The following is a 12,935-nucleotide window of genomic DNA, read 5'->3' as shown; positions in this document are numbered from 1 at the left end:
TCTCCCCTTTCTGATTTATTGATACGAAACATACACGTCGGTCAATAATTCGGATTGATCTGGATATTCACTTTCTTCACTGAATCTAACCGCTTCATTTATCGCTTCTGCTACAGCCGCTTCAATACTTGATATCTCTTGATCCGTCAGCAGCTGCTCCTTTAATAATTCATTTTTAAAAAGCGTGATGGCATCTTTCTCTTCTTGGTGTTCTGTTTTTTCTTGGTTTGTTTTGTAGCGCTGGGCGTCCCCTTCAAAATGACCATAATTCCGATATGTCATGCATTCAATCAATGTCGGACCTTCTCCATTTTTTGCTCGTTCTATCGCTTGTTCTGCTGCTTGATAAACGGCTGTCACATCTTTTCCATCTACTTGAATACCCGGAATACCATAACTGGCGGCTCGATCCACAATCGATTTGCAGCTTGAAGCATAGGAAAATGGCGTCGCTTCCCCGTAACCATTGTTTTCTGCGATGAAAATGACTGGCAGTTTCCAGATAGCGGCGAGGTTGATTCCTTCGTGAAAAGTCCCTTGATTGTTTGCACCATCCCCAAAAAAGCAAACGCTTACATTATCTGTCTTTTTATATTTAGCTGTGAGGGCTGCCCCGCACGCAAGTGGAAAGCCGCCTCCAACAATTCCGTTGGCACCGAGCATTCCTTTATCAAAATCTGCAATGTGCATAGATCCACCTTTTCCTTTACAAAGGCCTGTGGCTTTTCCATAGATTTCTGCCATCATTCCTTTTAGATCACAGCCCTTAGCGATACAATGACCGTGGCCACGGTGAGTACTTGTAATACTGTCTTGTTCATTCAGATGAGCGCAGACTCCGACAGCAACAGCTTCTTCACCAGCATAAAGATGGACAAAACCTGGCAAGATCCCTTTTGTAAAAAGCGTGTGTACTTGATCTTCAAATTGGCGGATTTCCTGCATTTTTTGATACATCCAAACGGCTTTTTCTTTTGTGAGTGCCATTTCCATGATAAAACCTCCTATCTTTTTTACTTGCACTTCTATACAAGCAAAAAGCGTGCCAACATCATGGCGCTTGAAAGCCTAGGCTTTGAGCGATTCACATCGATCAAAAAAGAGACAAAATGAGACTTGCGTCTCTATTTGTCTCAATGTGTCTACTTCATCTCACAAAAAAAGCATCCCCTAAAGGAATGCTTATCACTCTGAACCGATTGTACGCTGCCACTTTAATTTTCCTTTGCAGACGCCGCACACATAACGAGAGGTATCAAACCGTCTTTTCCTGATAAAATACTGACCGCATCCTGTGCAGACATATTCATGCCGTTTCTGTACACGCCGTTTATTTTGTACGGTCTTTAGCGGTGTACAAAAACGCGGGGCTCCTACTTGTTTTAATAACTCTTTAAAGGAACGGTCACGATGCTGATAGCCTTTCCCCTCAAGATGCAGATGATAATGACACAGCTCATGCTTAATGATCCCGATTAATTCTTCTCGTCCATGTTCCTCTAGGTATCGGCGGTTCAGTTCGATATTGTGTGTACCAAGTAAATATCGCCCGCCTGTCGTTTTGAGACGGTCATTAAAAACAGCCTGATGGCGGAATGCCTTACCAAAGAAATGCTCAGAAATATGCTCTGTTAACTGCTGTAACTCGCTCTCCTTCAATCAAGATCGTTCCTTTCTATAAAAACATCGAACAGGACAATTTCCCCTTTGCATACATTGAAGGTACACCCACTGTTTTGATCAAAGGAGGAATGGGCGATGCCCAACTGGCTGAAAAATCAGATGCAGAAGGCTTTTTTCGAAAAAAATCATTACCAAATCAAGTTGCTGAATCAATGCTGGTACTTCTACAGAAAAAAACACTCAGTCACATCAAGGCACACCCCATCCTAAGGTGCGCCTCGTTTTTTGTTTACTCTGGTTTCAGCATGGAGAGGGCAACGCGGCCTTTTACCTGATCAACGGAGTCCACCCATACAGTCACAATGTCACCAACTGATACAACGTCAAGCGGATGCTTCACAAAACGGCTGCTGAGCTTAGAAATATGGACAAGCCCGTCCTGTTTTACACCAATATCAACGAATGCGCCGAAGTCTACGACGTTTCTTACCGTTCCTTGCAGCTCCATTCCTTGCTTCAAGTCCTCCAATTTCAACACATCTGTTTTTAAAAGAGGTTTTGGTACTTCATCGCGCGGATCACGCTCAGGTCTTGTCAGCTGATCGATGATGTCCTGAAGTGTAATGATACCAATATCAAGCTGCTCTGCTGCTTCATCCAGTTTGACCTCTGCGATTTTCTCCTTTAATTGCTCTGTGCCAAGATCATTTGGTGTCATCTTGATCATGCGTAAGAACTGTTTTGTTTCTTTATAGCTCTCTGGGTGAATGCCTGTCCGATCAAGTGGATCTTGTCCATCTGCGATGCGCAGGAAACCGATACACTGCTCATAAGTCTTTGCCCCAAGTCTTGGAATGTCCTTTAGCTCTTTTCTGCTTGTGAATCTCCCAATCTCTTCGCGGCGCTTGATGATATTCCCTGCGACGGCTTTTGAAAGACCTGACACATATTGCAGCAGCGCCTGTGAGGCCGTATTGACGTTCACACCGACTTGGTTGACGACCGTCTCTACCACGAAGGTTAACGAGCTGTTTAATTGCTTTTGGCTCACGTCATGCTGGTATTGGCCCACTCCGACAGACTTCGGATCAATTTTCACGAGCTCTGCTAAAGGATCTTGTAATCTTCGAGCAATGGATATGGCGCTACGTTCTTCGACTTGCAGGTCTGGAAACTCTTCTCGCGCCAGTGCAGACGCAGAGTATACGCTTGCTCCTGCTTCATTCACGATCAAATAGGAGACCGGCTGATCCAGCTCTTGAATGAGGTCTGCAATGAATTGTTCAGTCTCTCTTGAGGCTGTTCCGTTTCCAATCGCAATGACTTCAATATTTGATGATTGAATGATCTCTTTCACTTTTTGTTTGGCTTCCGCTTTTTTCTGTACAGGCGGATGCGGATAAATGACGCCGATATGATGGACTTTGCCCGTATCATCCACGACGGCTAATTTACAGCCTGTACGAAACGCAGGGTCCACTCCAAGTACACGTTTCCCTTTCATCGGTGGCTGAAGTAGTAGTTTTCTTAAGTTTTCAGCAAAAATATGAATCGCTTGTTCTTCTGCTTTTTCTGTCAGCTCTTTGCGTATTTCTCGTTCGATGGAAGGCTGAATGAGGCGTTTATACGCATCGTCAATTGCCGCTTCAATAAACGGTCTAGCCGTCGTCTGTTTGCCTTTTATGACTTGTTTGCCGAGATAGAAACGAATATTTTCAGCAGGTGGCTCGATGGCTGCCTTTAAGATGCCTTCTTTCTCTCCACGATTAACCGCTAGTACACGGTGAGGCACTATCTTTTTGATGGGCTCTTGATAATCGTAATACATTTCATAGACATTTTTTTCATCGCTTTCGATGTCTTTTCCTGATGTGACTAGACTGCCCTTTTGGTACGTTTCGCTGCGAATCCATTTCCGCATATCAGGATCATCTGCCAGCTGTTCAGCAATGATGTGCTGCGCGCCTTCCAGTGCCTCTTCTACACTTGTTACTTCCTTTTCTTCGTTGATAAAAGAAGCGGCCTTCTTCTCGATCTCATCGTTTGGCAGCGTGAGTACATATTCAGCCAGCGGCTCGAGCCCTTTTGCTTTGGCTACATTTGCTTTTGTTTTACGTTTTTGTTTGAATGGCCGGTATAAATCTTCGACCTCTTGCAGTTTATGAGCCTGCTCAATTTTTTGTTTTAATTCATCCGTCAGTTTGTCTTGTTCTGCGATTAATCGGATGACTTCTTCTTTTCGGTTCATGACATTTTGGATATATGTATAGCGCTCTGAAATGGTTTGAATTTGCACCTCATCCAGAGAGCCTGTCTGCTCTTTCCGGTAACGGGCAATAAACGGGACGGTGTTGCCATCCTCTAAGAGCTTGATGACACTTTCAATTTGTTTTGTTGAAAGCTTTAATTCTGTTGCAATTTGTTTCAATAAAAAGTCAGATGTCTTCATACTTTGCATCCCCTCACTGTGTCTTCTCTTTTAGTGTATCAAAAAAACCGGCAAAACAGAAAAAAGGTCAGCTATTTTACGTGAGCTGACCAAGTACATAGGTGAGATCGTCCTTCTTGTCTTGTGTGTATGTTTCAAGTTGTTTGGCAATGTCTGCAACTGAATGACTATGCTTTAAACACATTCTCATGTTTGGCACATTCAATCCGTCTGAATACATAATGAATGTTGATCCTTTTTCGTAGGAATAGGTGTATGTTTTATATTTTCTAGGTTTCCCTGATAAGTATCCTGATGTCGGAAGTGGATAAATATAGTCGCCAGAAGGGGCATTCAAGATGAACCGAATATTACCAACCGAACAATAGGTAAATTGCTGCTGGGAAAAATTCACCTTTAAGATCGCTACTGTGGCTCCGCGTTTATTTTTCATCGCCTGATTGCATCTTTCGATGAGGGTCGTCATATCCTCATGTCCATATTCTTCGACAATTTCGCTGACTAAAGAAGATGATTCATTGGCGAACTGACCGCTGCCTAATCCGTCTGCCACAGCACAAATTAGTTCTTCATCATCTGCTTTAATAAAAAAACTGTCCCCGCAGCATGATTTCCCTTCTTTATTCGATTGATAGATAATGGCATTCACATGCTCATGCTGTTCAATCTGCTTCATTACCCTAGCTCCATAGACGCATCTTCTGATAATGCATCTCGTAGCTTTTTAACTGCCTTCCGTTGCAGTCTCGATACATGCATTTGGGATATCCCTAGTAAATCGCCTGTTTCTTTCTGACTCTTATTTTGCAAATAAGTCAGGTTGATAATCTCTTTTTCTCGATCTGTCAGAACATGAAGCACACTCTCAAGCATCATTTTTTGGTTTACACGTTCGTAGCCCTCTTCTTGTGAGCCGACAACGTCTAAAATGGTGACTGTACTTCCTTCAGAATCAGCCTCTACGCCTTGGTCAACAGACAGTGCTTGATAGCTTTTGCCCATCTCCATGGTTTCCAGTACTTCTTCCTCTGTCACATCTAGGTACTCTGCAATTTCTTGGACTTTCGGTGATTTTTGCGTCTCTGTTGTTAGATGATCAACGGCCATCTTGATTCTTGGTCCAAGCTCTTTGATCCGCCTTGGTACATGGACACTCCATGTTTTATCTCGTAAAAAGCGTTTGATTTCCCCGATGATGGTTGGAATGGCAAAGGCTTCAAATGATTTGCCGACGAGTGGGTCATATCGCTTAATAGCGCCAAGTAAACCAATCATTCCAACTTGTCTGAGATCCTCATGAAAGCTTTTTCCTTTTGAATACTTTTTTGCCAACATATCGACCAAGTTTGTATAGCATTCGACCAGCGTGAGCTGCGCCTGCTCATCTTGATTGGATTGATAGCTTTGGATAAGGCGATCCACTTCATCTTTAGTTAGTTTCATAGTTTTGGATGGTTGTGTCATGGTCAACTCGCTCCCTGTTTAAAAACTTTGTCATCGCAACGGTAACTCCGGAGTTTGCTTGCACCTCGACTTCATCCATCAATGTTTGCATTAAGTATAAACCAAGACCTCCTTCTGCCAATTGATCCACCGTATGAGCAGATGTGTAAGGCCCTAATCCTTCCTGCTTTTGCTTAAAGTCAAAGCTACCGCCTTTGTCAGCAACAATGATTTCTAGACGATCCTCATAGACAAGAAAGCGAACTGCTACCTCTCCATCTTCGCCATGTTCACCTTTATAGGCATGCTGAACTGCATTTGTACAGGCCTCACTGACGGCAATTTTTAAGTCTTCAATCTCTTCGTAAACATAGCCCATTCGGCTTGCTACGCCTGAAAGAGTCAGACGAATGATGCCTACGTATTCTGGTTTCGCTGGGATTTTCATCTCGATTAGATCTACTGATTCGTTCATTGTACCCCACCCTCTGTATTTGCAGAAATGTCAATGATGTCCTTTAGTCCAGTAATTTCAAACAACCTTACAAGCCGTTCTGACAAGTTCTCAAGCTTTAGTGTTCCACCTGCTTTTTGAGCCGCTTTAAACAGCCCAACAAATACACCTAATCCTGTACTATCCATATACGTAACATCCTTCAAACAAATTTCAAGATGCTCTCCCGCCTCGGCTTTAGGCATGAGTGTTTCTCTTAGCTGAGGAGCAGAGTACACATCGATTTCTCCGCTGACACTAATTTTTGTTTTTTGATCTATTTGATGCTCTTTCACTGTCATATTCATTATGCATTCACCTCGAAATTCTTGTTTCCTAGAATTTTATATACCCGCATCTTTACTTTCTAAACCTTTCTTTTGAGCACAAGTAAAGTGAAGTCATCGTGAAGCTGAAAATCTTGTAGCTTGAGTAAGCTGGCATAGATGGCATCGACCATTTCCTGAGCTGAGTAGGATAGGTGCTCTGCTATAAGCGCTCTGATATCCTCCCGCTCTAAAAAGCCGTCCTCCGACTTAGATTCTGTGACACCATCAGAGAATAAGATCACCATATCTCCTACGTCCAAATGCTTCTCATACTGCTTATAATCAAAATCTGGTGCGATTCCAAGTACAAGCCCTTTTGCATCTAAATCGTAAAATTGGTTCTCTTGATTGCAATAGAAAAAGCCCGGCTCATGACCAGCCGATGCATATTTAAATTCATGCGTTTCTTTATTATAACTGCCATAAAACATGGTGATAAACATACTTGGGTCTACGTTTTGCTCGACAACACGATTAAGGGTTTTCAGCACTTTAGTTGGGCCGCTCCTTGACTCAGGCAAGGAATCCATCGCATATTTAATCATCGACATACAAAGCGCAGCTGGGATTCCCTTTCCAATGACATCTGCGATCGCAATATTAATCGTATCGTGATCCGTTACAAAATGGTAATAATCTCCACTCATCTGTTTTGCCGGTACACTGATTGCCCCAATATCGAACGTATCTCCTTCTGGAATTTTCGTTTCCAGAAGGGTTTGCTGAACATTTGCAGCAATTTCAATTTCAGATTTAATTTCTTGCTGGATGCCTCTAAGTGTTAAATGTTCCTGATAGGCAAGTCCGTACCCAATCATGACTTCAATTAAGAAGTCTAGTGAATGAAAAACATCTTCCGGCAAATCAGGGTAAAGCTCCTGAATCACTTTTCGGTGAACACTCACTATTTCTTCAGGAGGTATTTGATGCTCAATGGTTTTACGGCTAAATTTTTGAGCTTGATAAAGCGATGTTTCAGTTAAATCACTGATATAACGACTGAGCAACTGATGGTACCGCTGCTCCATTACCTCCTTAAAATCCATGGTTTCCCTCCTAGCGAAGCCACTTAACAGCTTGTATCTCCGTTCCTTGTTCTGGTGCAGAATCTAATTTAAATTCATCCATCAGTCTTCTGACGCCCGGCAAGCCTGCTCCGAGTCCGCCTGATGTAGAAAATCCGTCTTCCATCACTTTACGTATATCCATGATGCCAGGCCCCTCATCGGCTGCGATGACCTTGAGTCCACGCTTTCCGCGCTCCATCACTTCTTCTATACAAATCTGACCTTTACCAGCGTATAAATAGATGTTTCGAGCTAATTCTGAAATGGCCGTCGTAATTCTTGCTTGGTCAACTGTTCCAAAACCAAGTTCTTTTGCAACATTGCGCCCCAATTGTCTTGCTGCAACTATATCCCATTCCGTCAATATTTTCACACAGGATTGGTCTTTCATATCTATTCCCCCAATTCCCGCTTCAGTGTCTCAAGCCCTTGTTCAAGATCTAGTGCTGTCTGAATTTCTTCCAGTGATATACCAAGTTCAATAAGCGTCACAGCGACTGCCGGCTGTATTCCTGTTAATACAACTTTTGCCCCCATGAGCTTGGACATGGTGATCACATCGCCTAATACCTTTGCAATAAATGAATCAATCATATCGACAGATGTTAAATCAATGACAACACCGTTTGCTCCTGTTTCATGAATTTTATTCAGTAAGTCTTCTTGAAAGTGAAGAGCTGTTTGATCATCAAGCTCCCACTGTATTGAAATCAGAAGACAGTTATATAGTTTTAAGATTGGAATCTTCGGGTGATTTCTCAATTGGTTATCCCTCCAATGAAACAATTTTTCGATTTGTCATTTCCAAAGCAGTTTGAATTCCTTTTTGAAGGGTATTCTTTGTTGTAACCTGTGATAAATCAATTCCAAGGTTAACGATCGTTTGGGCTATTTCTGGGCGAATACCGACAAGTAAACACTTCGCTCCTACTAATCTCACAGCCTCTGACGCTTGAATGATATGGTGGGCCACCATTGTGTCCACGACAGGTACACCCGTGATATCAATTAAGACGACCTGTGAGCGATGTTTGACAACACCATTGAGCAGGTTCTCCATAATTTTTTTCGCACGATCTGTATCAATTGTTCCAACAAGTGGCATGACGGTGATGTGCTCAAATACAGGAATTAGCGGGGCAGAAAGTTCCTGCAGCGCCATTTTTTGAAGGCTGACGGTTTTTTCCCATGAGATGGAGTACTGGTTTAAGATCTCGTTATGGATGGGTGTGATGAATCGATCGATTTGCCAAATGAGGTCATGACTTTCTTGTGTTGTATCTTTGTCATCGTTCATTTTTTCATATAAATGTGTACGAATTTCCGTTAGACCGTTTGCCAGTAACTTAAGTGATATACCCATTTGAACAATTTTTAAAGCAAAATTTTGCACTTTTTCTTCAAAATCCTCACTATACCCCTCTGAAAGAGATGTAATGATTAGTTGAACATATTCCGAACAGATGGTTTCATACATTTTGTCGTTCAGCATCATGTCCGTTTCTTTTTTTCCGAGTCGTTTTAAAATGTCCGTCCACTCTTTTTCTAATTCCTTTTGATGCTTTCTTGCAAAAGCTAACACGATATGATTCGACATGTTTTACCCCCTACTTACATTTAAAGCTCTTCTTTAGTCTTTCTTCATTATAACGTTAATAAAAATTGAACACAAAAAAAAGTTGCTCCAGTAGAGCAACCATCTCTCACCATATTAAAAATCAATAAGAGCCAAACTAACTTGTAAGGCTTCATCAACCTTCTCCATCATCTCATCATCAAGATGTGTAATTTTATCTGTCAATCTTTGTTTATCGATTGTACGAATCTGTTCCAAAAGAATGACAGAATCTCGTTCAAAGCCGTAGCGCTTTGCATTAATTTCGACGTGAGTCGGTAATTTCGCTTTTTGTATTTGGGCTGTTATGGCTGCAACGATAGCAGTCGGGCTAAAGCGATTTCCAATGTCATTTTGAATCACCAATACCGGGCGAACCCCGCCCTGCTCGGAGCCAACAACAGGAGATAAATCAGCAAAGTAAACATCACCGCGTTTAACAATCAAATGTTTAACCCCCGCTGACTAATCGCTCAACTGTATTCTCAGCCTCAAACTCTGCGTATTGTGCCTCTGAAGAGATATTCAGATTAATTTTCGCCATCTCCATGTAGCCGCGTCTCATCGATTCACGATTTTGTCGAATATTACGTTCACGAATATACGTTTTTGTCGCTCGGTAGATCAATTCATTTCTTGTTACCTTATCCTGCTCTGCTACTCGTTCGATCTCAGACATTAAAGCCTCCGGCAGTCGAATCTTCATTTCATTTGTTGCGCTGGATTCAGACAAAAAACATACACCTCCACAAAACTTACGGATACCGTATCGATCCATTCCAAGACTAATCATACCATTATTCAATGCACAAGCAAAGCTGTTTCATGATTTCTTTTTTTAGATGATGATATTGCGTTCGGCCACCCGTAAATCAAGATGATAATGGAGTTCCTCTTTCCCATTATACGCTTTTTTCCGAAAATCATACGGTATTTCCAAAATCTCTAAAAAAGGGAGAATGTTTACCCTACTTTTGTCGAATAAAAAAGAACGAAGTCAGTTTGACTATCGTTCTTTTGAATGTTGTTTATAAAAAACTTGGCCCGCCTTGAAGGAGCGGATTCCGCACATGCACTCTTTCGCCGTCCTCTATATATACTCTTGGGACGCGGTGGCCAATCGAGCAAGTGACTTCATAGTTAATGGTTTCAAGCCTTTTGGCGATTTCATCGACTGATACCATGTCTTCTCCTTGCTGACCAATCAAAACGACCGGCTCCCCTACTGGAAGCTTGTCTTTCAGTTCAATCATGAATTGATCCATACAAACCCTTCCTGCGATCTTCCGGCGCTTTCCGCCAACAAGCACTTCCGTTCCTGCCAGCTTCCTGATCCATCCATCTGCATAGCCGACTGGAACCGTGCCGATCCACGTATCTTGATTGGCTGTATACGTCGCCCCATAGCTGACACTCTCACCCTTTTGAATATGCTTTACATGGGCAAGCTTTGTATGAAGAGACATGGCTTCTTCGAGCTTGAAAGGCAATTCATCTTTGATTTCTTCAGACGGTGACAGCCCGTACATACTGATGCCGAAGCGAACCATATTAAACAAAACGTCTTTAAACCTTAAAGCTGCAGCACTGTTGGCGCAATGAACGAGCAACTTGTCCGTATGAAGCGGCTCAAGCAGTGTTTGAAAGGTGTCGACCTGCCGATCAAAGTAGGCTTCATCCTTTTCATCTGCTGTCGCAAAGTGAGTAAATACGCCTTCCAGCTGTAAATAAGAGTGCTCGCTGACAAGCTTTTTCACTTCGTTCACTTGCTCTATCGTTTTCACACCTAATCGGTTCATTCCGCTGTCTATTTTCAAATGAAAACGTATCGGTTGTCCCATCTGCCCTTTCACCATTTTGGTGACGTCTCTCAGCCAATCGATGGAGTAAGCGGTCATGATGACATTGTATCGAACGGCTGCTTTGACATATTCCGGCGGTACAGCGCCGAGTACAAGTATTGGTGCTGTGATGCCTTTATTTCTTAAAGAAACGGCCTCATCTAAAAAGGCGACGGCTAATACGTCTGCTCCTGCTTTGAGGGCAGCTCTTGCCACTTCTATATCTCCATGTCCATATGCATTGGCTTTCACCACAGCCATCAGTTGAACACTTTGACCGATATGATCTTTCATATGTGAAACATTATGCTTGATTGCTGATAAATTAATTTCTGCCCATGTGTCTCTATAAAAGGCATTTGTGTCCATCCTTCACACTTCCCTATTGAATGATTCAATCCCCTCATATGATACTAAAAATCAAGAATAAAGTGAAACAAATCAAAGAAAATCAGCCCTTGCATAGGGCTGATTTTTCATTTCTAAGGCTCTCGCCTGAGATATTTATTTAGCTGACTGGCCTTCTACACTCTTTGCAACCATCAAGAGCTCTTCCTTCGATAGATCACTTGAAGAAATCAAGTAGTCCACTCCGTCAGATGTCCATGAAAGGGATTGATCTGTCAGAACCCCAACTGTCATGCCAAGGTCGACTGGCTCACCGTTCATTGTCACAGGCGTAGATGCTTCAGCGACTCTCGCTTTTTCCTGAATAAGTGTGAAGGATTTCTTTCCGCCATACGTCATGACATAACGCTTCCCGGCATCTGTCATCATTTCTTTCTCTTCCATCTTCTTCACACCCTCTGGCATGTCAACTGGCGTTTTCACCGCAAAGCTGTCAGATGGGTCTGCACTTGTGGCAACATCCATTTGAGAGAGTGTCATGTTTTTCTTCTCATCAAATGCATCTTTGCCAAAGGATTTATTGAATTCAAAGTGAGAGAATTCCACTTTCACCATTGGCTTTTTGTCGCTATCCAGCACTTTCACACTGGCAGGTGCCATTGTTTTTTTATGAAAGATAATCTCTTGGGTAGGCAGCATTTGGTTGTGCTGATAATTGGTTTTGGTTTCAAACACATACTTTGAATCTTTCGCTTTGAACTGAGCGGCACTGTCATTTTTAATGTCCTTCACGAGTGACTCAAATAAGTAGACCTGACTGCTATTATTCGGCCAATCACTGTGGAAACGGAAGCTCTTGTTCAATGAAGGTGTCAGCACAAACACACCATTGCCATTTCTTAAAATGACTTGACTCTGATCCTTTTTCGGATTTTCTAAATAGACACGGTAAAGTTCCGGCTTCTTGTACCAAATTTCTACTTGATACTCCTGCGGGTCATTTCCTGTCTCAATGGTCATTTTTGCTTTGGCTTTGTATGATGTCATTTCCTCTGCCTTTTTGTTTAAATCTCCAACGATATCCTGCTGAGATTTTTGACCGCATGCGGAGAGAATCAGTACAAAAAGGATTCCCGTTACAAGCAAAACAAAGCTTTTTCTCACCCTTTTCAACCCCTTCGTTAATTGTGTTAAAAGGAAGAAACCGCTTGTTTGACTTTAACAGTACGCCTCAAGAGTTAACTGCGTACCGCGAACCATCAAAGCCTGTTAGCAACACGCCCTTCCTTATCGCACTACCCAATATATGAAGGGGGGACAAACAATATGCAGACTAGCTTGACAACCTTTCAATTAAAACTTGTGCAGCAGCATATTCGTTCGTGTGAGTGATGGACACATGAACCTGGTCACCCTTCGTCTTTTCGCTTTTGATGAAGGGTTTTCCAAGTTCGTCTTTATGGATTTCCATATCATGAAAGCTTAAATGCCGGCCGATTCCCGTTCCGTATGCTTTAGCGAAAGCTTCCTTTGCTGCAAAACGTCCTGCCAAAAATTCTAGCTGCCTCTTTTCACTGAGAGTGTGAAAGATGTCTTGTTCACTTATCGTTAAAATTCGTTCTGGTAAACGAGGCTGTCTGCTAAGCACTCGCGCGAGCCGGTTGATCTCTACTATATCAATACCTATTCCTTTGATCATGAGGTACCTCCTATGATACTCGTACTAA

At 42.4% G+C, this 12,935-nt stretch carries 17 protein-coding genes; 1 reads left to right on the top strand and 16 read right to left on the bottom strand.

Going from position 1 to position 12,935, the window contains the following annotated elements:
• Positions 1 to 15: 15 nt before the first annotated feature.
• Both NST39_RS02590 and NST39_RS02585 read right to left on the bottom strand, forming a co-directional pair.
• Positions 16 to 993 (bottom strand): thiamine pyrophosphate-dependent dehydrogenase E1 component subunit alpha, encoded by a 978-nt coding sequence (locus NST39_RS02590; RefSeq protein ID WP_341026844.1) that lies wholly within the window; start codon positions 991 to 993, stop codon positions 16 to 18.
• Between the two features lie 192 nt (positions 994 to 1,185).
• A complete protein-coding gene (locus NST39_RS02585; protein WP_111913362.1) occupies positions 1,186 to 1,659 on the bottom strand; it encodes a SprT family protein in 474 nt (157 codons plus the stop codon).
• 99 nt (positions 1,660 to 1,758) lie between these two features.
• On the opposite strand from NST39_RS02585, the gene cmpA reads away from it, so the two are divergent.
• Positions 1,759 to 1,893: a cortex morphogenetic protein CmpA gene (cmpA, locus tag NST39_RS02580; RefSeq protein ID WP_095286213.1), complete on the top strand. Its 135-nt coding sequence runs from the start codon at positions 1,759 to 1,761 to the stop codon at positions 1,891 to 1,893.
• A 19-nt stretch (positions 1,894 to 1,912) separates the two neighbouring features.
• On the opposite strand, the gene NST39_RS02575 is transcribed toward cmpA, so the two are convergent.
• From NST39_RS02575 to acpS, 14 genes are all read right to left on the bottom strand, one after another.
• On the bottom strand, positions 1,913 to 4,072 hold the full coding sequence (locus NST39_RS02575; protein WP_341026841.1) for a Tex family protein: 2,160 nt from the start codon (positions 4,070 to 4,072) through the stop codon (positions 1,913 to 1,915).
• Between the two features lie 76 nt (positions 4,073 to 4,148).
• The gene (locus tag NST39_RS02570) at positions 4,149 to 4,748 is read right to left on the bottom strand and encodes a PP2C family serine/threonine-protein phosphatase (RefSeq protein WP_044140574.1); all 600 of its coding nucleotides are present in this window, start codon (positions 4,746 to 4,748) and stop codon (positions 4,149 to 4,151) included.
• A complete protein-coding gene (gene sigB, locus NST39_RS02565; protein ID WP_012009000.1) occupies positions 4,748 to 5,536 on the bottom strand; it encodes an RNA polymerase sigma factor SigB in 789 nt (262 codons plus the stop codon). Before sigB ends, NST39_RS02570 begins: the two co-directional genes overlap by 1 nt.
• Complete coding sequence (gene rsbW, locus NST39_RS02560; RefSeq protein WP_044140573.1) at positions 5,502 to 5,990, bottom strand: anti-sigma B factor RsbW; 489 nt, start codon at positions 5,988 to 5,990, stop codon at positions 5,502 to 5,504. The genes sigB and rsbW overlap by 35 nt, the downstream gene beginning before the upstream one ends.
• Positions 5,987 to 6,316, bottom strand: a complete 330-nt coding sequence (locus NST39_RS02555) for an anti-sigma factor antagonist (protein ID WP_268485755.1) — start codon at positions 6,314 to 6,316, stop codon at positions 5,987 to 5,989. Before NST39_RS02555 ends, rsbW begins: the two co-directional genes overlap by 4 nt.
• A 59-nt stretch (positions 6,317 to 6,375) precedes the next feature.
• Positions 6,376 to 7,383 carry a PP2C family protein-serine/threonine phosphatase gene (locus tag NST39_RS02550; RefSeq protein WP_268485752.1) on the bottom strand — a complete coding sequence of 336 codons (1,008 nt, stop codon included), beginning with the start codon at positions 7,381 to 7,383 and terminating at the stop codon, positions 6,376 to 6,378.
• A gap of 10 nt (positions 7,384 to 7,393) precedes the next feature.
• Complete coding sequence (locus NST39_RS02545; RefSeq protein WP_003214085.1) at positions 7,394 to 7,795, bottom strand: anti-sigma regulatory factor; 402 nt, start codon at positions 7,793 to 7,795, stop codon at positions 7,394 to 7,396.
• A gap of 2 nt (positions 7,796 to 7,797) precedes the next feature.
• A complete protein-coding gene (gene rsbS, locus NST39_RS02540) occupies positions 7,798 to 8,166 on the bottom strand; it encodes an RsbT antagonist protein RsbS (protein ID WP_003214235.1) in 369 nt (122 codons plus the stop codon).
• Between the two features lie 4 nt (positions 8,167 to 8,170).
• Positions 8,171 to 9,001 (bottom strand): RsbT co-antagonist protein RsbRA, encoded by an 831-nt coding sequence (locus NST39_RS02535; protein ID WP_341026831.1) that lies wholly within the window; start codon positions 8,999 to 9,001, stop codon positions 8,171 to 8,173.
• Positions 9,002 to 9,115: 114 nt separating this feature from the next.
• Positions 9,116 to 9,466: a type II toxin-antitoxin system endoribonuclease NdoA gene (ndoA, locus tag NST39_RS02530; RefSeq protein ID WP_003214169.1), complete on the bottom strand. Its 351-nt coding sequence runs from the start codon at positions 9,464 to 9,466 to the stop codon at positions 9,116 to 9,118.
• 4 nt (positions 9,467 to 9,470) lie between these two features.
• A complete protein-coding gene (locus NST39_RS02525) occupies positions 9,471 to 9,752 on the bottom strand; it encodes a hypothetical protein (protein ID WP_003214273.1) in 282 nt (93 codons plus the stop codon).
• A gap of 295 nt (positions 9,753 to 10,047) precedes the next feature.
• The gene (alr, locus tag NST39_RS02520) at positions 10,048 to 11,229 is read right to left on the bottom strand and encodes an alanine racemase (RefSeq protein WP_065097545.1); all 1,182 of its coding nucleotides are present in this window, start codon (positions 11,227 to 11,229) and stop codon (positions 10,048 to 10,050) included.
• Positions 11,230 to 11,364: 135 nt separating this feature from the next.
• Positions 11,365 to 12,381 (bottom strand): LolA family protein, encoded by a 1,017-nt coding sequence (locus NST39_RS02515; protein WP_106066425.1) that lies wholly within the window; start codon positions 12,379 to 12,381, stop codon positions 11,365 to 11,367.
• A 160-nt stretch (positions 12,382 to 12,541) separates the two neighbouring features.
• A complete protein-coding gene (gene acpS, locus NST39_RS02510; protein ID WP_044140566.1) occupies positions 12,542 to 12,907 on the bottom strand; it encodes a holo-ACP synthase in 366 nt (121 codons plus the stop codon).
• Between the last annotated feature and the right edge of the window lie 28 nt (positions 12,908 to 12,935).

This window comes from Bacillus sp. FSL W8-0645 (assembly GCF_038007905.1).
Lineage (GTDB): Bacteria > Bacillota > Bacilli > Bacillales > Bacillaceae > Bacillus > Bacillus pumilus.
This window is presented reverse-complemented; position numbering and strand designations above follow the sequence as displayed.